General features: G+C 61.5%; 14 protein-coding genes. 7 read left to right on the top strand and 7 right to left on the bottom strand.

Going from position 1 to position 21,208, the window contains the following annotated elements; translation table 11 throughout:
- Positions 1-90 precede the first annotated feature (90 nt).
- The 3 genes from hutH to HMPREF2565_RS09175 form a co-directional block, all read right to left on the bottom strand.
- Positions 91-1,644, bottom strand: coding sequence for a histidine ammonia-lyase (gene hutH / locus HMPREF2565_RS09165; RefSeq protein ID WP_070511507.1), 1,554 nt, complete (start codon positions 1,642-1,644; stop codon positions 91-93).
- Between the two features lie 184 nt (positions 1,645-1,828).
- Positions 1,829-2,557, bottom strand: coding sequence for an IclR family transcriptional regulator (locus tag HMPREF2565_RS09170; protein ID WP_046648892.1), 729 nt, complete (start codon positions 2,555-2,557; stop codon positions 1,829-1,831).
- Positions 2,558-2,594: 37 nt separating this feature from the next.
- Entirely contained in the window at positions 2,595-3,941 is a 1,347-nt protein-coding gene (locus tag HMPREF2565_RS09175; protein WP_071407198.1) for a YjiH family protein, read from the bottom strand.
- A 370-nt stretch (positions 3,942-4,311) separates the two neighbouring features.
- On the opposite strand from HMPREF2565_RS09175, the gene HMPREF2565_RS09180 reads away from it, so the two are divergent.
- From HMPREF2565_RS09180 to HMPREF2565_RS09195, 4 genes are read left to right on the top strand one after another with little or no spacing between them, the layout of a single operon-like run.
- Positions 4,312-5,727, top strand: coding sequence for an amino acid permease (locus HMPREF2565_RS09180; protein WP_071407199.1), 1,416 nt, complete (start codon positions 4,312-4,314; stop codon positions 5,725-5,727).
- Between the two features lie 2 nt (positions 5,728-5,729).
- Positions 5,730-6,698: a formimidoylglutamase gene (gene hutG, locus HMPREF2565_RS09185; protein WP_071407200.1), complete on the top strand. Its 969-nt coding sequence runs from the start codon at positions 5,730-5,732 to the stop codon at positions 6,696-6,698.
- Between the two features lie 33 nt (positions 6,699-6,731).
- Entirely contained in the window at positions 6,732-7,124 is a 393-nt protein-coding gene (locus HMPREF2565_RS09190; protein WP_071407201.1) for a (deoxy)nucleoside triphosphate pyrophosphohydrolase, read from the top strand.
- Positions 7,121-10,237: a DUF3427 domain-containing protein gene (locus tag HMPREF2565_RS09195; protein WP_071407202.1), complete on the top strand. Its 3,117-nt coding sequence runs from the start codon at positions 7,121-7,123 to the stop codon at positions 10,235-10,237. The genes HMPREF2565_RS09190 and HMPREF2565_RS09195 overlap by 4 nt, the downstream gene beginning before the upstream one ends.
- A gap of 296 nt (positions 10,238-10,533) precedes the next feature.
- Here the strand turns inward: HMPREF2565_RS09195 and HMPREF2565_RS09200 are convergent, their stop codons facing one another.
- Positions 10,534-11,769 (bottom strand): MFS transporter, encoded by a 1,236-nt coding sequence (locus HMPREF2565_RS09200; protein WP_070515518.1) that lies wholly within the window; start codon positions 11,767-11,769, stop codon positions 10,534-10,536.
- 106 nt (positions 11,770-11,875) lie between these two features.
- Here HMPREF2565_RS09200 and HMPREF2565_RS14265 point away from each other — a divergent pair, with 106 nt between their 5' ends.
- Positions 11,876-12,403 carry a hypothetical protein gene (locus tag HMPREF2565_RS14265; protein ID WP_232745214.1) on the top strand — a complete coding sequence of 176 codons (528 nt, stop codon included), beginning with the start codon at positions 11,876-11,878 and terminating at the stop codon, positions 12,401-12,403.
- A gap of 50 nt (positions 12,404-12,453) precedes the next feature.
- Here HMPREF2565_RS14265 and HMPREF2565_RS09210 read toward each other — a convergent pair whose 3' ends face one another.
- From HMPREF2565_RS09210 to HMPREF2565_RS09220, 3 genes are all read right to left on the bottom strand, one after another.
- Positions 12,454-13,305 carry an ECF transporter S component gene (locus tag HMPREF2565_RS09210; RefSeq protein WP_071407203.1) on the bottom strand — a complete coding sequence of 284 codons (852 nt, stop codon included), beginning with the start codon at positions 13,303-13,305 and terminating at the stop codon, positions 12,454-12,456.
- Between the two features lie 88 nt (positions 13,306-13,393).
- Positions 13,394-14,251, bottom strand: a complete 858-nt coding sequence (locus tag HMPREF2565_RS09215; protein WP_070511492.1) for a DNA primase — start codon at positions 14,249-14,251, stop codon at positions 13,394-13,396.
- Positions 14,252-14,327: 76 nt separating this feature from the next.
- Complete coding sequence (locus HMPREF2565_RS09220) at positions 14,328-16,067, bottom strand: carboxylesterase/lipase family protein (RefSeq protein ID WP_071407204.1); 1,740 nt, start codon at positions 16,065-16,067, stop codon at positions 14,328-14,330.
- A 115-nt stretch (positions 16,068-16,182) separates the two neighbouring features.
- Between HMPREF2565_RS09220 and HMPREF2565_RS09225 the strand changes: the two genes are divergently transcribed.
- Positions 16,183-16,950, top strand: coding sequence for a hypothetical protein (locus HMPREF2565_RS09225; RefSeq protein ID WP_071407205.1), 768 nt, complete (start codon positions 16,183-16,185; stop codon positions 16,948-16,950).
- A gap of 153 nt (positions 16,951-17,103) precedes the next feature.
- A complete protein-coding gene (locus tag HMPREF2565_RS09230) occupies positions 17,104-20,805 on the top strand; it encodes a multifunctional oxoglutarate decarboxylase/oxoglutarate dehydrogenase thiamine pyrophosphate-binding subunit/dihydrolipoyllysine-residue succinyltransferase subunit (protein WP_071407206.1) in 3,702 nt (1,233 codons plus the stop codon).
- The last annotated feature ends 403 nt before the right edge of the window (positions 20,806-21,208 follow it).

The following is a 21,208-nucleotide window of genomic DNA, read 5'->3' on the forward strand; positions in this document are numbered from 1 at the left end:
GACCAGCAGGTCTGCACTTCCAGGTCTGCATTTTTGGAAATAAGACGGCAAGAGAAGGCCCCATGGCACATGCCATGGGGCGGGAGGTGTTTAGCGCAGCGTGCCGACGGCCCCCTCTACCGCAGCCACCAGCGCACCCTCCTTGACCAGGCGCACGGTCTCCTCGATCTCCGGAGAGAGGTAGCGGTCGGTGCCCGGGCCTTGGACGGTCTGGCGCAGGGCATCGATGACCGCGCCGGTACCCTTGGCCGGCTGGCCCTCGCGCATATCGATGGCGCGGGCGGCGGTAAGGATTTCGATGGCGAGGACGCGCTGCAGACCGTCGACAGCCTTGCGGAGCTTGCGAGCACCCGACCAGCCCATGGACACATGGTCTTCCTGCATGGCCGACGACGGAATGGAATCCGCCGAAGACGGGTTGGCCAAGCGCTTGAGCTCAGAGACGATGCCCGCCTGCGCATACTGCGCGATCATGTGGCCGGAGTCCACACCCGGGTCATCGGCCAGGAAGGCGTTGAGGCCGCGGCTGCGAGCAACATCGAGGAAGCGATCGGTGCGGCGCTCAGAGATGGAGGCCAGGTCAGCCACGACGATGGCCAGGAAGTCCAGCGCATAGGCCACCGGCGCGCCGTGGAAGTTGCCGTTGGAGACCACGCGCCCGTCCTTGGCCACCACCGGGTTGTCGACGGCCGCGGCCAGCTCGCGCTCCGCAACCGTTGCTGTGTGCGCCACGGTATCGCGGAAACCGCCAGCCACCTGCGGCGCACAGCGCACCGAGTAGGCGTCCTGCACCTGCTTCTTCTTAAATTCCTCGAGAGCGGCCGCGAGAATCTCCGAGCCCTCTGCGACCTGCAGGATATTGGCCGCAGCATCTGCCTGGCCTGGGTGCGGGCGCAGCTGCTGCAGGTCATCGGCAAAGACCACCAAGGTACCCAGCAGGCCCTCCACCGTCATCGCGGTGGCGATATCGGCGGTCTTGGCCAGCTCACGCAAGTCTGTAATGGCCAGGCAGAGCTGGCCCAGCATGCCATCGGTGCCGTTAATCAGTGCTAGGCCTTCCTTTTCCCGCAGCTTGAGCGGCTCGATACCCGCAGCGGATAGGGCTTCCGCGGCCGGGGTGACCTCGCCGCCATCAACGCGCACCTCGCCTTCACCGAGCAGTGCCAGTGCGCAGTGCGCAAGCGGTGCAAGGTCACCGGAGCAACCCAAGGAACCGTATTCGCGGACCACCGGGTGGATGTTGGCGTTGAGGACCGCAGCATAGGTTTCCGCCACCACCGGACGCACGCCAGTACGCCCAGTGCACAGGGTGGACAGGCGCAGCAGCATGAGCGCGCGAATGACCTCTTGCTCAACCTCCGGGCCCGTGCCTGCTGCATGCGAGCGCACGAGCGAAAGCTGCAGCTGCGCGCGCATCTCCTCCGGAATGTGGCGGCGCGCTAGGGCACCGAAGCCGGTGGAAATGCCATAAACCGGAGTCGGATCCTGGGCCAGCTCCTCGACACGCTCGCGGGTGGAGGCGATTTCCGCCAGGGCATCCTCAGAAATCTCCACCTTCGCGCCATAGCGCGCAACGGCCACGACCTCCTCGATGCTCAGCGCACCGATACCCACGGTCACGGTGGAGGGATAAGAATTAGACATGTAAGGCTCCTTTGACGTCGCTGCGGTACCCCGCCCCACCACCCGCGTGGAAGGGAAGAAGGCACGCGAAAACACGTACTTGCTTTCACAAGAATAGAAAAATAGTGATACGCGCGACAGCCTTACGCGTTGCGCTCATAGTACAACAGGCTGCCCGGCGCGCCAATACCCCGCGCACGACCAGTTAGCGGCGCCCGTACATTCTCTCCGCCACCTGCTGCGCTGCCGCGTGCAGTTGCTGGGCGACGTCGGCGGCGTCGGCAGTCCCCACCGGGAAGGTCACCGCCAGCGCCGCCGCGGGCCTGCCCACGTGGTCAACCACCGCCACGCCTACCGACGCCTGCCCGCGCGCCACCACCTCAACCTCTTCGGCCCATCCGCGTTCGCGCACCTGGCGCAAGATTTCCTTGTACTCCCCAAAACCTAAAGAACCGGGGACGAATGCTGCACGCCACTCCGCCTCTGGGAGCAGGGCCAGCATCGCCCGCCCAGAGGCCGTGCGCTGCGCCTGCAGCCGCACTCCCCTCTCCGTCACCAAGGACAGCGCCCCCGGCGCGCGAATCTCGTTGAGGTAGAGAATCTCCGAGCCCGCCAAACGCGACAGGTGCCCCGATCCCCCGACACTGCTGGCAATCCGCTCGAGGTGCCCCTGGGTTACCCGCACCAGGGGCTGCTGCGTGGCGTAGGCAGCAGCCATCGAATAGGCAACGAGCCCCAACCCATAGGTCTGGTTCTCCGGCAGGTGCACCACAAATCCCGCGTCCACCATCTCCTTGAGCAGGTGATAGGTAGTGGAGCGCGGCAGGTCCAGCTCACTGCGGATGCGCGCGGCGGAAATCGGCACGTCGATAGTGGACAGCAGCCGGAGGATCTCCAGCGCATTGCGCGCCGCCGGGACTCGGGAGGTACTCATGGGCCCACATTCTAGTGAGCCCTCGTACAAGTCCCAGCTAAGTCACCAGGAAGGCAATCGGCGTCGCAATAATGATGGTCAGCACCACGCGCTCGAACCAGATGACCACGATCTGCCAGAGCTTAATCGGAATCTTGGTGGCTAGGATGCACGGCACCAGCGCGGAGAAGAAGATAATGGCGGAGATAGCTACCACGCCAATAACAAACTTGAGCACCATGCTCTCAGAGCCCGCCACGGCCGTCGCCGGCAGGAACATCTCCGCAATGCCCATGGCCGCGGCCTTGCCCGCCAGCTCCGGTTCCGGCAGCTGGACAAGCCACGCGAACGGGTAGAACAGGTAACCCAGCCAGTCAAAGAGCGGTGTGAAATTCGCCAGCAGCAGACCAATCAGGCCCACAGACATAATGGAAGGCACAATCGCCGATGCCATGCGCACGCCATCGCGCAGGTTCTCCCAAATGGCAGCGCCCAAAGAAGGCGCGCGGTCCAGCGCCAGCAGCGCTTCCCGCCAGGCGGTCTTAAAGAAATTGCCCTTCACGGGCTTTTCCGGATCCGCTTCCACACCATCGATGTAGTCATCGGGAATCCTGCTCAGCGGTGGAATCCACACGGTAATCGCCGTAACCAGGAAGGTCACCACGAGGGATACTGCGAAGTACATGCCCCACATATCCATAAGGTCGAGCTGCTTGGCGACGATCACCATGAACGCCGCCGAGACCGTCGAGAAGCCCGTTGCGATGATGGAGGCCTCACGCGCGGTATAGCCGCCGCGCTGGTACACGCGGTCAGTAATGAGGATTCCCAAAGAGTAGGAGCCCACGAAGGAGGCCACCGCGTCAATGGCGGAGCGCCCCGGCGTGCGCCACAGCGGACGCATGATGGGCTGCATGAATACGCCGACGAATTCCAGAAGGCCGTAGCTGATGAGCAAGGCCAGGAACGCGCCACCGATAGGCACGATGAGCCCGACTGGCGTGGCAATCGAGTTCCACAGGAAGGGCACGATGTCCTCGTTGCCCAGCACTCCGGGAAGCTTTCCGATGACCATCAGGAAGGAGACCACCAGGCCCACCACGTTGAGCGCAGTAAAGACCGCCTGGAGCGGGCCTTCTTTCCAGTTTTTATTCACGATGCTGCGCACCGTGCCGTAGAGCGCCAGCGCCAGGATGAACCAAGGCACCAAGACGTCCGCATAGGTGCGGATGATGGTGACCATGTGGTCAAGCGGGATGGATTTCTTTCCGTCGTAGCTAATGGGAAAGAAGAATACGAAAGCGCCGATAGCACTGTAGACGAAGAGGCGCCAGATACCCTTCTTGGAGGGGACGTCGTCCTCGCTCTCGTAGAAGGCGTCAACGATTGCGTCTTCAGATTTCATGTTCTACCTCACGGTGGTGGAAACGACACGTCATTAGCACGGCCACAACACGTCCACTACACGAACGCGCCAAGCACACCCTCGCCAACACACGACGGCGAGTGCTTGTAGCCATGCCCACGCGACAGCCACACGCAGGTCTTCCATATGTTAGCGAAACCACACGTAAATGTCACCCAATTCACCCCCACAGAATGAATGAGTTCGCCGTCATAGGCCTAGGTGAGCTACCCCCACCACAAAAAAATTGACCGCACATCTGAACTAGAGGAAAGTAGCTCCCGGAATCACTCGCACCAACCACTCCCCTCATCCGCAGCGCTAGGACTAGCTAGCGCCACAACAGGGGCACAGAGGAGGACGCATCCCCGTGGCAGAAACCACCACCAAGCGCCCCGGCTTGAAACACCGGCACCTGCACTTTATTGCCTTAGGTTCGGCCATCGGCACCGGCCTGTTCTACGGCTCCGCCGGCGCCATCCAAGCCGCCGGCCCCTCGGTCCTCTTGGTCTACCTCCTCGGCGGCGCCGTGGTCTACTTTCTCCTGCGCGCACTCGGTGAGATGTCCGTGCACCACCCCGTTACCGGCTCCTTCGCCGAGTACGCCCGCACCTTCCTAGGCCCCTGGGCCGGCTATATCACCGGCTGGATGTTCGCCTTCGAGATGGTCATTGTGGCCCTCGCGGATCTCACCGCCATCGGCGTCTACATGCAATTTTGGTTCCCCGGCTCGCCCAAGTGGGTGTGGGTCGCCGCCACGCTCCTCCTCGTCGGCGGCGCCAACCTCGCCACTGTCAAGGCCTTCGGCGAGCTGGAGTTCGCCTTCACCATCGTCAAGGTCGGCGCCGTCATCGCCATGATCTTAGGCGGCGTGGCCGTGCTCGTCTTCGGCCTCTCCACCGCGGAGACCACCGGCCCTGTCAACCTGGTCAACGATGGCGGCTTCTTCCCCAACGGTGTCTCCGGCATGGTCGCCTCCTTCATCCTGGTCCTCTTTGCCTTCGGCGGCACGGAAATCGTCGGCGTGGCCAGCGCGGAGGCCGAAGACCCCGCCAAGTCCGTCCCCAAAGCCGTCAACACCATCCCGGTGCGCATCCTGCTGTTCTACGTCCTGGCCATCCTGGTCATCCTCATGATCAATCCTTGGCGCAGCATCACCGGTGAGGAAAGCCCCTTCGTCCAAATCTTCTCCACCCTCGGCGTCACCTGGGCTGCGGCCGCCCTCAACGTCGTCGTCATCACCGCGGCGGTCTCCGCCATCAACGCGGATCTCTTCGGCGCCGGCAACGTCCTTACCGGCCTGGCACGCCAGAACCTCGCACCCAAGGTCATGGCCAAAAAGACCCGAGGTGTGCCGGTCATGACCATGATCATCCTGCTCATCGTCATGATTATCGGCACCGGACTCAACGCGCTCATTCCGGATAACGTCTTTGAGGTCATCGCTTCCTTGGCTACGTTTGCCACCATCTACGTGTGGCTGATGATCCTCTTGGCCCACGTGGCCTCCCGCCGCCAGATGTCGCCTGGGGAACGCGCCAGCCTGGAATACACCGTGCCCTTCTGGCCCTGGGGCCAATACTTCTCCATCGCCTTCATCATCTTCACTTTTGGCATCATGGTGTGGCAGGAGCAATACCGCCCGGCACTTGCCACGGGCGTTATCTTCATCCTCCTGATGACCGCCATCTTCTACCTCACCGGCCGCCGCAGCGCCGCCGCGAGCACCCCACAGGAAGCAGCCCTGCAAAATACAGCCGAACAAGAAACAGACGCGAAAGGATAACCATGAACACCGTTGATGCCCCCGCCTACTCCCCTGCCCCCGAGTGGTCCGGCCGCTCCGACGGCCCGGGCCCTAAGCACGCGCGGTGGCACAGCGTGGTTCGCCCGCTGGACGTCGCCAAGCCCCAGGCAGAACCCGGCGTTGCACTCCTGGGCTTCGCCTCCGACGAGGGCGTTGAGCGCAACCATGGCCGCCCCGGCGCGGCTGCGGGCCCAGCTGCCCTGCGCGACGCCTTGGGTTCCCTGGCGCTGCACCATACGCACCCGCTGTACGACGCCGGCACGATCACCACCCAAGGCACCGACTTGGAGGCCGCCCACGAGCGTCTCTCCGACGCAGTGGAGACACTCTCGCGCGCCGGGCACCTGCCCATCATCCTCGGCGGCGGCCACGAGACCGCCTTCGGTTCCCACCGCGGCGCCTTTAGGGCTCTAGGCCCTCTGCAGATCATCAACCTGGACGCGCACTTCGATCTCCGCACCGCGGACGTGCCTACCTCCGGCACCCCGTTCAAGCAGATTTCCGAACTGGTGGGCCGGGAGGACTTCGACTATTCCGTCCTGGGAATCTCCCGCCCCAACAACACGCCCGTGCTTTTCGACGAAGCCTCCGACCTCGGCGTCACCGTCGTCCTCGACGAGGAACTGCTCAGCATGGACCGCGCCCAGCTGCGCGAAACCGTCGAGCGCATCTGCGCCGGCACCAAGCCCATCCACCTCTCCATCGACCTCGACGTGCTGCCTGCCGACCAGGCACCTGGTGTCTCCGCCCCCGCCGGCCTCGGCGTGCCGTTAAGCATCATCCGCGAACTCGCACTCACCATCGCCGCCACGGGACGCCTGGCGCTTGTCGACGTCGTCGAGCTCAACCCCACCTTCGACACCGACGCCCACACTGCCAAGCTGGCCGCGCGGTTGATTGATGACATTGTGACGGCGCATTTTTCTGCTGCCGCGGACACGAATTCCTAGATAAGACCGGGGCCAGCCGGCATACTGGTCCCCATGAGTACACCGATTCGTGTTGTCGGAGCCGTCTTCGCTAAGGGCAATAGATTCCTGGCCTGCCGCAAAGCCCCGGGAAAATCCCTAGCCGGCATGTGGGAATTTCCGGGCGGCAAGATTGAACTCGGTGAAACACCCGAGCAGGCTCTCGCGCGTGAAATTAAGGAAGAGCTTTCCGTAACCGCAACCGTTGGCGACAAGGTCACCTCGACCGTGTACGAGTATGACTTCGCCACCATCGAGCTCACTACGTTTCTGTGCACCATCGAGTCCGGTGACCTGACTCTCAGTGATCACGATGCGACTCGTTGGGTGTCCCCTGCCGAGGCGCAGGAACTCGACTGGGCTCCCGCAGACATCCCCGCCGTCAAGCTGGTTTCTTCGCGCCTATGAGTTCCGATTCTCTCCTGCCTTTCGGCATCTATGAAACCCCGGTCACCGCTCGTATCCAGGAGCGGATCGAGGAAACTAAGCGGGCTCGTCCCACGGCCGCAACGGGCATCGCCCATGGAACCATGAAAGACGTGAACCCTCGGTTCGCCGCGGCAGTGTCCCAGCATTTTGCCAAGGTCCTCGAGCAAAAACTAACAGAGCTAAATAAGCCCGAGGAGCGCGTGGCCCTCATTAATGGACTCGCACAACACCTCGGGGAAGATGAGTCTATTTCTGCGGAACAGCTGCTCTATGCCATCTACAGCTCAGAGCTCGCAGAGGCACCAGAGCTTCCCGAGGTCTCACTCAACGCCAGTGCTTTGTTCACCAACAGCGTGGACGACACCAATATGTCGGTCGAGATCGCCCGCGAGATCCGCACTGCGGACTCCGTCGATTTGCTGTGCGCTTTCATCAAGAGTTCGGGTATTGCGGTCATCAGCGATCAACTGGAGTACCTCAGGGATCATCAGATCCCGCTGCGCGTCATCACTTCGACGTATTGCGGAGCGACCGAAGCCGCCGCCGTGCGTCGTCTCGTGGAGGACTATGGCGCTGAGGTCCGGATTTGCTATGAGCACAAGACCACTCGCCTGCATGCCAAGGCCTGGCTCTTTCGCCGCCAGTCTGGGTTCGACACCGCGTTTATCGGTAGCTCAAACCTTTCGCGCTCGGCGCTTGTCGACGGCTGGGAATGGAACGTCCGCGGCTCTCGTTGCTCCACTCCGGAAATCATCGAAAAGTTCATCAAGACCTTCGATAGCTACTGGTACGACACTCACTTCAAAGCATTTGACCCCGACCAAGACTACGAGCGGCTCGTAAACGCGCTCGGCAGCGCCAAATTCCTCGAATCAAAGCCCGGTGAAAAGCTCGAGCTATCAGGCCTTCGCGTCGAGCCCTACCCCTACCAGGAGGAGATGCTTGAAGCTTTAGATTCCGAGCGCGAAGTCCACGATCGCCACCGCAACCTCCTCATTGCCGCCACCGGTACAGGAAAGACTGTTGTGGCAGCACTGGACTACCGCCGCCTATGCGAGAAGCTGGGGCGCAGGCCACGATTGCTGTTCATTGCGCACCGGCGCGAGATTCTTACCCAGGCCCAGCGAACCTACCGCGAGGTTCTTCGCACTTCTGGTTTCGGTGAGCTCCTCGTCGGTGGTGAGCAACCCGCCGAGTGGAACCATGTCTTCGCCAGCATCCAGTCTCTACATGGGAAGCGCCTGGCCCAGATTGCGCCGGACCACTTTGAGGTCGTCGTCATCGATGAGTTCCACCATGCCGAGGCTTCGACCTACCGGGCAGTACTCGACTACCTGCAACCGCGCGAGCTCTTGGGGCTAACGGCCACACCGGAGCGCGGTGACGGCGAAAACGTACAGAAGTATTTCGACTACCGCGTGGCCCATGAACTCCGCCTCTGGGATGCGTTGCGTCTACAGCTCCTTGCGCCCTTGCACTACTACGGGGTCGACGATGATACGGACCTGACGAGTCTGACTTGGAACCGCGGGAAGAAGGACTACCAGACTGCGGAGCTCAGCGAGTTCTATATCAAGGCCGGTGAGAAGCGCACCAGGTTCATCATCAATGAGCTCAACCGCCGTATCTTCGACCTCTCCGATATGAAGGCCCTTGGCTTCTGCGTCTCCATCGCCCACGCCGAATACATGGCCGAGCAATTCAACCTTTTCGGCATCCCCGCCCAAGCAGTAAGCAGCAAGCTCAGTGTTGATGAGCGTCGACGTGCCATTCAGCAGCTTCGCGAAGGCACCATCAGCATCATCTTTGCGGTCGATATTTTCAACGAGGGCGTGGACATCCCCGAGGTCAACACGCTGCTGCTTCTGCGCCCGACGCAGAGCCCAGTGCTCTTTGTCCAACAATTGGGCCGCGGTTTACGCCTCCACGAGAGAAAAAATTCTTGCACTGTCTTTGATTTCCTGGGGATCCAGCACGAAGAATTCGATTTCGAAGAACGATTCAAGGTTCTGACCGCCGCACGCGGAAAGAACCTAGCCAAGGAGGTGGAGCAGGGCTTCCCCACCGCCCCACCGGGCTCCAACATCACTTTGGACCGCGTGACTACCGAGCGTGTCTTGAAGAACATCAAGCGCTTGGCCCGTAACTCCATCAAGAAGATACGGGCACTCATTACTGACTACGGCACGACCGACCTCGCTGGTTTCATTAATAGTTCCGGCGTTCCAGTGGAAGACCTCTACCGCCGCAAGGGTATTACGTGGACCACGCTGCTGCGCGACGAAGAACTGTTGCCCTCCGCCCCCGCAAATGAACACGAGGAGTTTCTTCTCAGCCGAATCCGCGTGCTACTGCACATCAATGACCCGAACCGCGTAGCGGCCTACAAACTTCTCATTTCTCCGGACGGGCCCAACGAGAAAGACATGACTCCCGAGCAAACTCGGTACGCCACCATGCTCGTATTGGCTCTGTGGGCAAATTCAAATACGACGGTGCCGGAATCGCTTGATGAGGCCCTGCGTATCATCCGGGCCTGTCCTTCCTTCGTCGCTGAGGTTACTCAGGTCATGCGGCTCACACTCGACCGGTCCCGCGTCATCCCGGAGAAATCAACGAATAGCGTCTTAGAAACTCACGCGGACTACAGCCTTGCTGAACTGGTCGGGGCGTTGGACGATGGCCCGTTGCGTAAGCTCGCGAATTTGCCACGTGAGGGCGTACGCCGCTTCCATGCTTCCAACACTGATCTCTTCCTCGTCACATTCCAGAAGGACGAAAACGTCAGTGCCTCGACGAACTACCACGACTATCCGCTAGCACCAGATCGTTTGCATTGGGAGTCCCAATCCACCACATCCCTCAAGTCCGCAATGGCCCGACGTTACATCCACCACCACGAACTCAACGGCAACATCATCATCGCTACGCGTTTTACTAAGCGGAACAAGGTAGACACTGCGTCGGCATATACCTTCTTGGGCAATGTCGATTACGTCACGCACAGAGGCGAGAAACCCATCCAGTTTGAATGGAGTCTTCGTCGCGACATGCCCAAGCAGTTGTACGCAGCCGGACGCACTGTGGCTTAAGCCTCACTTAAAGTCAAGCTGTGAAGTTGACGTCGTTATCACCATAAATTAATATTTGCTTAGCAGATTAAGAAAAGATTAGTCTCTGATGCCTTTGTGCAGAAGTGTGGAGGACAGTCATGGGAGCCGCGAGCGAGCGCAGCCGGAAGGGGTGGAGCCGCCCTGATAACGGTTCTGGAACTTCCATCTATGGCTTTACGCGTTTTCGGGAGCGCAGCTTCAAGACTGGCACGACGCCTCGTTGGGCTGCGTGCAGCAAGAAAGTGCGCCGTACTCGCTAGATAGAGCCACGCCTATTAACGCCGTGGGCGGTAGCGGCGGCGCAGACCCCGCAGGATACCTTTCCTCTCCCCTAGGGTGTCGCGACCAAACATCCACGCCACAACACCTGCCACGGCGACAATCGCGCAGAAACCAAAGGCTGTCTCAAACCCGTACCTATCCGCCAGGAGACCGATGACGATGGGGCCCAGGATTTGCCCGAAATCGCCTGCCATCTGGAATGTCGACAGCACCTGGCCACCCGAGCGCTGGGAACCAACGATGTCTGCCACAGCCGCCTGCTGCGAAGGGGCGATAAGGCCCGAAGCCGCGCCGGACAGGGCGGAGAGGATGAGCAGGGAAACGATGTTCGTCGCCAAGCCCAGTGTTCCAACGAACAAGGCAGACCCCACGAGGCCCGCCACGATGAGTGGACGGCGCCCCACGCGGTCGGACCAGGAGCCGGAGAATTGCAGGACGATGGCGTTGCCCGCGGCAAAGACCGCCAATGCTATACCCGACGCGGATGCGCCGTTGGCAAAAATCGCAGCGGCAAACAGCGGTAGAACGGCTACGCGCACGCCCATATTGATCCAACCTTGGGCGAAGTTTGACGTCAGCACTGCACGATAAGCAGTGTCCGCCCAGGCCTCCTCTAAACGCATCGGCGGGAGGCTGCGTCGACTCTCATCAGCCTTGGACACAGGCGGCATGAGGCTCCACACGACGAGCGCCGCAATCGCCACACCAACACCGTAGATAAAGAAGGGCCAGCGGAAGCCCAGGAAGGAGAGGCTCGCGCCAACGAGAGGGCCGATGACGTTACCGAGGAGGAAGGACGTGGCATAGGTGGCCGAACAGCGCCCGCGGATGCTGGGTGGGGCGAGGCGCACGATGAGCCCCATCGCCGCGACGGTGAACATCGTCGAACCAATACCGGCGATAGTGCGCAAGGCGACGATCTGCCAGTATTCCTGCGCCACGCCCACGAGGCCGGTGGTAACTGCCACGGTCAGCAATCCCGTCACATACACCCTGCGCGTACCTACGCGGTCGATGAGAAAGCCCGCAGCGGGGGCAAAGATGAGACGGCTGGCAGAAAAGACGGAGACTACGAGACCAGCTGCGGCCATTGAGACGTCAAAGCTGACGATGAACTGCGGCAGCAGCGGCGCAATGAGACCATAGCCTAAGGCGATGATGAACCCGGCGGTGACCATGACCCAGATTTCCCGCGGGATTTTAACCTGCGGTGCTGCAGTATTTTTCATATCGCCACTCACTGTAGCTCATCACGTCAAATGACCGAACGCCTGCTCGAACAACCGTTCGGATCTGTGTGCGGTGATGTCCGTGCCTACCCCTAGTGTGTGGGCCATGAAGAACTACAGCAGCATTCACCAGTCCGTTCAGTCCCCTTTCCCGGCCGACGTGAGTACGAGCGAACTCACCACTGAGATCCTCTACCACCACCATGAAACTCTTCGCTCCATCGAAAGCATCATCCGCCACCCGCGCTCGCTCGCGCGACCCACTCCGCAATGGCGGCCGCCATCAAAGGTGTTGCCACCAGTAGACATACAGGATGGCAAATCACTACCGCTGACCTTTACTGTCTCGCGCCACCGCGTGGGTGAGCGCGCCAAGGCTCGCGTACTGGGCTACGGCGAAAGGCGCGTGCCGTCCTATCTCATTACGGTGCGCATCACCGACCCCACCGGCCGCCCGGTTTCCCCTTCGTTGGCGGAGGCATGGGTGCGCGCCCTAGTCCCAGAGGAGCTCGTCTCCGCAGTGCATGAAATTTCCAGCAGCAGCGCGGCCACGTTTGTGTGGCTGGTGGATAGCGCTTATACCCCGGTGCATTCACCACTCTCGCTCTTCGAAGGCTTCAGCCAGGCTGCGTAATGCGCTCCCTCCGCAGTGCATGAGGCTCAGTCTCGAGCGTTGTATGCCTGCTAGAAGTAGCGCTGCATGCGCTCGAAAAAGTTGCGGGGTGGCTCTTCTTCAAGCGAAAGCGAGAACCGATCCTCTGTTAGCACGCGGCCGAGAGCCGGGCGTGTCTCCGGGAAATCATAGAGGCGGCGGATCGCCCGCGGCGCCAAGCGAATGGAAAAGCAGACCACGAGCACCGTAAAAGTCTTATCAATGATGTCGGAGCTCAAGGTTTGCACTAGGACTGCTAGGCGCTCGTCGCGCAGGATCAGCTCCAGCAATGCCAGAAGTTGGAGGGGCCCTTGCTGCTCGTACTCAGCTGGAAGGAGCAAGGTCGACATAGCGGATAGTAGCCCGGCAACCACGCCTACCCCGGTTCCGGCGAGCATCATGGCCACCATCCGCTTGAACACTCCGCGGCGCGCTAGCCAGCCAAACAGGTAAGCCACCACCACCGCGGTCGGCAGATAGACCAAGAGCAGCGGGTTGTTGATGCTGGCCAGGCACGCGCTCAGGACTGACGTGCCGATTCCTAAGACGGGGCCGTAGACGATTGCGATAAACGCTGTGCCCATCATGTCGAGGTACAAGGGGATGTTGACGTTGAAAATTAACGACGACAACAGCAGGTTCGCCGCCACCGCCAGCAGTGGGTTGATAAGCGCGTGGTTCCCCAAGGAACGCCACTGCGCGGCGATGAACAGCAGTGCACCCAGCAAACTCAGGCACCATGCACCGGTTGATAAGGCGGAATCGAAGACAAAGCCTGCGTGGCCGTAGCTCGGGTCCAGCGTCAGAGCCCAAGCCAGGCACAAGCATGCTAGAGCGAATCCAACACACAGACGCTGGCTGTGCGATGCCTTGTTATCCGGCATTGGCTGCGGCTGCTCCTCTTCGAAGTCGAGAAATAATACCCGCTTACCCTACCGTAGAAGCTCGGTATCGTCTGATTAGTCTGACTCGTTATTCTTCTTCGACGTCTTCGACTTCGTCGTCGTAGTCCTCGTCCTCGTCATCGTCGTCGTCGAAGAGAACGTCGTCCTCATCCTCATCGTCGGCGCCGAAGATGTCATAGACCTCCGGCTCGTCGAAGTCGGAGTCATCGATGCTCACCAGTTGAGCTTCCCAATCCAGGGCTTGATCGGAGACGAGGCTCAGGACGTCAAAGAGGCGGTCGAAGTCAGTGTAGGTTCCCAGCTCGAGGGCCTCGGCGGGAACCTCGATGATGGGGGCTAGCCCGCCGTCTTCGTCTTCCGCGGAGCCGAACAGGGCGACGCGCGCTTCCTCGCTCATGTCCTCGGAGGCCTCGGCCTCCCAAAGCTTGCTGATTGCTTCGTCTTCCAGCTCGTCGAGCTCTTCCTCATCAAAGTCGAAGGAGAGGAAACGCACGACTGCGCTCGGGACGCCGTCGATGGTCTCCACCAGCACGCGCAGCTCCGAGTCGTTGGCCACCTCCGCCACGACGAGGTTCGGATTGAACTCATCCTGGAGAAACTCCAGCTCAGCAATGCGTTCATCGGTGCCCTCCAGCAGGTCACGCAGCACCGTCACCACCTGGTCGGTGGCGATGTGACGCGACACGGCCTCGACTGCATCCTCCACGGAGAACGCCACAGAAACTAAAACGGCCTCGAAGTCCTCATCGTCTTCATCCACATCGGCTGCGGCAATATAGACGTTGGCCGCCGGCAGGATGGGGTCAATTTCCACAAACTGGATTTCCAAATCGGAGGTGATGGGCACGAACATCACATCGTCGTTGACGCGGGACTCAATGCCCTCCCCGTCCAGCGCAGAGGCGATATCTTCAAAAAAGCTCATGTGATTAACATCCGTCCATGTGGGAGTCTCACCCGGGCTGCTGCCAAGGCCCCACACATCTTACCTGCGATCCCCATCAATAGCTCTCCTCATTGAGCAGGAATCCCAGTTCCTTCAGAATCTCCGGGCGCCCAGTGCCCCACTCCAACATGTCGTAGGCCTCCCATGCTTGGCGACGCCCCTCCATCGGCGCCTCCTCCACGCGCGGCTCCACATCGAAAACCATGGTCGAGCGCTCTGGGGCTGTGTACTGCGGCCAATCCTCTCGCGGAGCCCCGCCCCGGATGAATTCGCCCCATTGCGTCTGCATGGCCCCGGTTACGTTCTCCATTTCGGAAGGCTTGGCGATGGTGTTCAGGAAGGAGACGCGCGACGCTCCTGGGTCGCCAAAAATATTGGAGAGCTCCATCGAGTGCATCGCCCCCAATCCCAACCAGCGCAGTGCTGCCGGCGCGAAGTCGAAACGGTACATCCACGTCGGATAGCGCCGTGCGTGTTCGGAGGCCACGCGGACGGTGGGGGCCCAGAAGAGGGCGTCGGTCAGCAAGTCCCCAAAGTCGCGGCGTGAGACCGCACCGCCATATGCCGCAATGACGTCCGGCGCACTCTCCGGATCGAAAGAGGCTAGCAGCCGCAGGGCCGCGCGCTCGCGGGCGCGCTGGCGTTGGAAGAGGAACTTTCCAAAGCTAGCCTCACCGGAGTTGGTTCCCACCAGCAGCGGCACTGGGTGTTGGTTGCCGTCCGCAAAGGCTTCGATGGGATGTTGCGGGATGAGGTCACCGTCGACAGTCGGCGCGTAGCAGGAGTTCAGGTACAGCAACTCGCCCGCGCGCCACATCATGGACTGACCTGAGCGCACCAAGTCCGCGAAATCTTCGCGGCGGAGATCATCCGCTGTGGTATCGCGCGGCAAAGCCATCTTGTGAACCAGCTCGCGGGCCCAAAACACCGACTGCGCACGCGAATGAATCATGCCTATCGGCGGCGACTGCGCAATCGCGCGGTGGAAGAGCCCTTCTGCACGCGGCACCGCCATGAGTGTCAGGACCGCTGCGCCGCCGGCGGATTCGCCCATGAGCGTGACGTTGTCTGGGTCCCCACCGAAGGCAGCGATATTCTCGCGCACCCACTCCAACGCTAAGACCTGATCCGCCACAGCCGGGTTGGCACAGGCCTCTCCGCCCAAGCTGCGGACATCAAGGTAGCCCAAGGCGCCTAAGCGGAAATTCACCGAAACATAGACCACGTCCATCTGGGCTGCGAACTCGAAGCCGCGCAACATCAGCATGTGGGAGGAGCCGACGATAAAACTGCCGCCGTGCAGATACACCACGACGGGCAGCTTCTCCCCTGCCATAGAAGTCGCCGGAGCCCCAGAACTCGCCAAAGTGTCCGAGGGGACGCTGCGGTGTGGGCGGACAATATCGAGGGTCAAGCAATCTTCCGCGCCTTCGATGCGATCCGTCCAGGAATAGACCGGTTGCGGGGCCACGTGCCCGAACTCGCGACAATCCCGGATCCCTTCCCACGCCGGGGCAGGCCGCGGCTCCATGAAACGGTTGGCCCCAGACGTATCAGCGCCGAAAGGGATGCCACGCCACGAGCGCACCGGCGCAGAAATCGGGCGGTCCGGGCGCAAATCTTCCTCAATGCAACCGCGCACCCAACCTCCTGTGGTGAGTACCGTGAGGTCGTCGGCAAGCGCGGTGCGTGCCGCCTCCTGCGCGGCGCGGGCACGGGCATGCAGGGATTCGGCAAGCAAGCGCGCCGCTGCTGCGCTGACCTCACGCGAGGGGGAAGGCTCAAACTCGCTCATGCCTCTTACCCTAATGCGCTAACCTGCTGGCGCGCTGAATAAAACGTTTTCGATACGGTGGTAAACATACAGTTCAGATTCACAATCAGATTTAGTTAAAAAGTTAGGTGAGACAATGTTGGACAATGTCTTTGGCAAGGACAGCAAAGATAAGGCAGTTAGTCGCCGGGAAGCATCGGTCGATCAAGCCGGCTCAGCAGAGGCCGTGGGCACCTTAGAGGTAGACGAGGCCAACCGCATCACGAAGGGATTCCTGGGGGCCATCGACAAGATCGTCTCCGTCCAGTCCTCCGTCATCATCAACTACGTCGAGGGCGTGAAGAAGCGCAATCCCGATGCCAGCCCGGCGGAGCTCCAGGAGCTCATTGACAAGCACTTCATGAACATCATCACCGGTACGGGTGCTGCCGCGGGCGCCTCCGCGGCTATCCCCGGCATCGGCTTGGTCACTGGTGCAGCCACTATTGGCGCGGAATCCTTGGTCTTCCTCGAGGCGGCTGCTTGGTACATTCTGGCTTCCGCGCACCTGCGCGGTGACAACATCCGGGACAAGGAACGCCGCCGCGCCCTGGTCCTAGTGGTGCTCACTGGTTCTCAAGGCAGCGCATTGGTCGATACCTTTGTGGGTGATGCAACCTCGCTCTCCGGAGTCACCTCCGCTGCTACTCTTTCGCGATTCTCCGGCCCCACCCTTAGCGGTCTCAACGGCCGCTTGACCAAGCTATTCATGAAGCAGGCCACCAAGAAACTCAAGTGGGCATGGGTGTCCAAGCTGCTGCCGATGGGTGTGGGCGCGGTACTGGGAACGACCGCCAACCGTAAATTGGGACGCCAAGTGATCAACCATGCGGGCACCCAGCTCTCCCCCCTGCAGGGGGAATAAAAGGGGCGAAACCCGCCCAGGGTAGTGAGCAAACTTACAAGGGCCGTATCATAAGGGGAGACACTTTTCGGGGTGCCTTTCGCACCCGTGGATTGGCCTACTAGAGTCGAACAAAGACAAACTTAGAAGCACAGAAAGAGGCGAGCATCTGCCGTGAGCAACTCGAGCATCTATGGCCCGAATGCGTGGCTGATTGACGAACAGTTTCAGCAGTACTCCAAGGACCCGAACTCCGTAGACAAGGAGTGGCGCGAGTACTTTGAGGCCAACGGGGCACCGAAGTCGGCCGCACAGTCCAAGGCTGCGAACGCTCAATCCAGCACCCCCACCCAGAAGAAGAGCGCGGCACAGGCCGCGCCCAAGAAGAACCAGGCTGAGGAGAAGGCTTCCTCCGCACCCGCGAAGGCTGCGAAGAAGACGGAGAAGAAGTCCGAGTCCCCGCTGGACCGCATCAAGGAAGCACCGGAGCCGGGCTCCCGCGTACTCAAGGGCATGTTTAAGGCCATTGCCAAGAACATGGACGAGTCCCTGGAGATCCCCACCGCTACCACGGTGCGCGATATCCCGGTCAAGCTCATGTGGGAAAACCGCGCGATGATCAACGATCACCTCAAGCGCACCCGCGGCGGCAAGATCTCCTTCACCCACATCCTGGGCTACGCGCTGGTGAAGGCCGTGCAGATCCACCCGGACATGAACGTGCGCTACGAGCTGCAGGACGGCAAGCCCACCGTCGTCCAGCCGGAGCACGTCAACCTGGGCCTGGCCATCGACCTTCCGCAGAAGGATGGCTCCCGCGCCCTCGTCGTGGCTGCCATCAAGGAAGCGGAGAACAAGACCTTCTCCGAGTTCATCGATGCCTACCAGGACATCGTTGACCGCTCCCGCAAGAACAAGCTGACGATGGATGACTTCTCCGGGGTTACCATCAACCTGACCAACCCGGGCGGCATCGGCACCCGCCACTCCATCGCCCGCCTGACCAAGGGCTCCGGCTCCATCATCGGTGTGGGTTCCATGGACTACCCGGCCGAGTTCGCCGGTACCTCTGGCGACCGCTTGGCAGACCTCGGCGTCGGCCGCCTGGTTACCCTGACCTCCACCTACGACCACCGCGTCATTCAGGGCGCGGAGTCTGGTGAGTTCCTGCGCACCGTGGGCCAGCTGATTCTGGACGATGCCTTCTGGGACGAGCTCTTCGAATCGATGGGCGTTCCCTACCAGCCCTTCCGCTGGGCTGCCGACGTCCCCAACACGGGCGTCGACAAGAACACGCGCGTTATGCAGTACATCGAGGCCTACCGCTCCCGTGGCCACCTACTTGCGGACATCAACCCGCTGGGTTGGAAGCAGCCGGGTCTGCCCTGGCCGGATCACCGCGACCTCGACCTGGCTACCCACGGCCTGACCATCTGGGACCTGGACCGCACCTTCAACGTCGGCGGTTTCGGCGGCAAGGAGACCATGACGCTGCGTGAGGTGGTCAGCCGCCTGCGCGCCGCCTACACCCTCAAGGTTGGCTCCGAGTACGCCCACATCCTGGACCGCGATGAGCGCGGCTGGCTGCAGGAGCAGATTGAGGCCGGAATGCCGAAGCCGACCAACTCCGAGCAGAAGTACATCCTGCAGAAGGTCAACGCCGCTGAGGCATTCGAGAACTTCCTGCAGACCAAGTACGTGGGCCAGAAGCGCTTCTCCCTGGAGGGTGCTGAGTCCCTCATCGCCCTGCTGGATTCCATCGTGGACACCGCTGCCGGCCAGGACCTCGACGAGGTCGTCATCGGCATGCCGCACCGCGGCCGCCTCAACGTGCTCTTCAACATCGTGGGCAAGCCGTTGGCGGATATCTTCGGCGAGTTCGATGGCAACTACAAGGGCGGCCAGATGGGCGGCTCCGGTGACGTGAAGTACCACCTGGGCGCTGAGGGCGAGCACCTGCAGATGTTCGGTGACGGCGAAATCAAGGTCACCTTGGCCGCTAACCCGTCTCACCTCGAGGCTGTTGACCCGGTCATGGAAGGTATCGCACGCGCCAAGCAGGACATCCTGGACAAGGGCGCCGGCGCACACACCGTGGTGCCGATCATGCTCCACGGCGATGCTTCCTTCACCGGCCTGGGCGTGGTCCAGGAGACCATCAACCTGTCCCAGCTGCGCGGCTACACCACCGGCGGCACCGTCCACGTTGTGGTCAACAACCAGGTGGGCTTCACCACCACCCCGGACTCCGGCCGCTCCACGCACTACGCCACCGACCTGGCTAAGGGCTTCGACTGCCCGGTCTTCCACGTCAACGGCGACAACCCGGAGGCTGTTGTCTGGGTGGGCAAGCTCGCTACCGAGTACCGCCGTCGCTTTGGCAAGGACGTTTTCATTGACCTCGTGTGCTACCGCCTGCGCGGCCACAACGAGGCCGATGACCCGTCCATGACCCAGCCGCTGCTGTACGACATCATCGATGACCACAAGTCCGTTCGTGAGCGCTACACCGAGGAGCTCATCGGCCGTGGTGACCTCTCCGATGAAGAGGCAGAGGCAGCTGCGCGCGACTTCCACGATCAGATGGAGTCCGTCTTCGCCGACCACAAGAAGGCTGAAGAGGCTGGCCCGAAGGAACAGACCGGTATCACCTCCTCCCAGGAGCTGACCCGTGGTCTGGACACCTCCATCACTGCCGAGGAGATCGCCGAGATTGGTGACGCCTACGGCACCCCTCCGGAGGGCTTCGAGTACCACAAGCGTGTGGCCAAGGTGGCTAAGGACCGCCAGAAGTCTGCTCGCGAGGGCGGCATCGACTGGGGCTGGGGCGAGCTCATCGCCTTCGGTTCCCTGGCTAACGCCGGCAAGGTCGTGCGTCTGGCCGGTGAGGATTCCCGCCGCGGTACCTTCACCCAGCGCCACGCTGTGGCCTTCGACCCGCGCACGGGCAACGAGTACAACCCGGTTGCCCGCCTGGCTGAGTCCAAGGGCAATGGCGGCAAGTTCATGGTCTACAACTCCGCGCTGACCGAGTTCGCTGGCATGGGCTACGAGTACGGCTACACCGTGGGTAACCCGGATGCTGTCGTGGCTTGGGAGGCACAGTTCGGTGACTTCGCCAACGGTGCGCAGACCATCATCGATGAGTACGTCTCCTCCGGTGAGGCCAAGTGGGGCCAGCTCTCCAGCCTGATCCTGCTGCTGCCGCACGGCTACGAAGGCCAGGGCCCGGACCACTCCTCCGCCCGCATTGAGCGCTTCCTGCAGCTATGTGCTGAGGGCTCCATGACCGTGGCCCAGCCGTCTACCCCGGCTAACCACTTCCACCTGCTGCGCCGCCAGGCACTCGGTGAGATGAAGCGCCCGCTGGTGGTCTTCACCCCGAAGTCCATGCTGCGTAACAAGGCCGCGACCTCCTCCGTGGAGGACTTCACTGAGGTCAAGAAGTTCCAGTCCGTCATCAACGATCCGAACTACGTTGACATCAACGGCAAGAAGGTCGGCGATACCGACAAGGTCAAGACCATCATGCTGGTCTCCGGCAAGCTCTACTGGGAGCTGGCCAAGAAGAAGGAAGCCGATGGCCGCGACGACATCGCCATCGTGCGCGTGGAGATGCTCCACCCGATTCCGTTCAACCGCCTGCGTGAGGCTTTCGAGGCCTACCCGAACGCAACGCAGATTCGCTTCGTGCAGGACGAGCCGGCCAACCAGGGCCCGTGGCCGTTCTACAACGAGCACCTGCGCGACCTCATCCCGGATATGCCGGAGATGGTCCGCGTCTCCCGCCGCTCGCAGTCCTCGACTGCTACCGGTAACGCGAAGGTTCACCAGATTGAGCAGAAGAACCTGCTGGAGGAAGCCTTCGACGTCTAAAGGCGCTTAAGCCCCAGGCGCTGGCACACAGCACAGCGACGCTAGCAAGGCCCCGGCCACCACGAACTCACTACGAGCGTGGTGGCCGGGGCTTTTTATTTCGCTAGAAAGACGAGGCCAGGGATGAGGTCTACAAGCCAGCCGAACCGCCGCGGGCGGGCACCGCAACGATCTCGCGCGTAAGTGCAATGTTGCAGTCTCCAGTGTCATATCGACCAACCAGTCCCCCGCGACCATGACCACGCCCCTCCCCTTCGCGCTCACCGTGGAACCTTAATCAGCCTCCCGACGCACCCCCGTGAGCGCGAAGGGAGGCTTGCATGAGATGCCGGCACCACTGGTGGCTTCTTTGACGACGAACACCGGGACGGGATTGTTCAGAAGACTGAAATGGTAGCGGTGT

Source organism: Corynebacterium sp. HMSC072A04 (genome assembly GCF_001809235.1).
GTDB classification, from domain to species: domain Bacteria; phylum Actinomycetota; class Actinomycetes; order Mycobacteriales; family Mycobacteriaceae; genus Corynebacterium; species Corynebacterium hiratae.

Coding starts and splice junctions, on each gene's coding strand:
- hutH (WP_070511507.1), bottom strand. CDS start 1,644: ATGTCTAATTCTTATCCCTCCACCGTGACCGTGGGTATCGGTGCGCTG.
- HMPREF2565_RS09170 (WP_046648892.1), bottom strand. CDS start 2,557: ATGAGTACCTCCCGAGTCCCGGCGGCGCGCAATGCGCTGGAGATCCTC.
- HMPREF2565_RS09175 (WP_071407198.1), bottom strand. CDS start 3,941: ATGAAATCTGAAGACGCAATCGTTGACGCCTTCTACGAGAGCGAGGAC.
- hutG (WP_071407200.1), top strand. CDS start 5,730: ATGAACACCGTTGATGCCCCCGCCTACTCCCCTGCCCCCGAGTGGTCC.
- HMPREF2565_RS09190 (WP_071407201.1), top strand. CDS start 6,732: ATGAGTACACCGATTCGTGTTGTCGGAGCCGTCTTCGCTAAGGGCAAT.
- HMPREF2565_RS09195 (WP_071407202.1), top strand. CDS start 7,121: ATGAGTTCCGATTCTCTCCTGCCTTTCGGCATCTATGAAACCCCGGTC.
- HMPREF2565_RS09200 (WP_070515518.1), bottom strand. CDS start 11,769: ATGAAAAATACTGCAGCACCGCAGGTTAAAATCCCGCGGGAAATCTGG.
- HMPREF2565_RS14265 (WP_232745214.1), top strand. CDS start 11,876: ATGAAGAACTACAGCAGCATTCACCAGTCCGTTCAGTCCCCTTTCCCG.
- HMPREF2565_RS09210 (WP_071407203.1), bottom strand. CDS start 13,305: ATGCCGGATAACAAGGCATCGCACAGCCAGCGTCTGTGTGTTGGATTC.
- HMPREF2565_RS09215 (WP_070511492.1), bottom strand. CDS start 14,251: ATGAGCTTTTTTGAAGATATCGCCTCTGCGCTGGACGGGGAGGGCATT.
- HMPREF2565_RS09220 (WP_071407204.1), bottom strand. CDS start 16,067: ATGAGCGAGTTTGAGCCTTCCCCCTCGCGTGAGGTCAGCGCAGCAGCG.
- HMPREF2565_RS09225 (WP_071407205.1), top strand. CDS start 16,183: ATGTTGGACAATGTCTTTGGCAAGGACAGCAAAGATAAGGCAGTTAGT.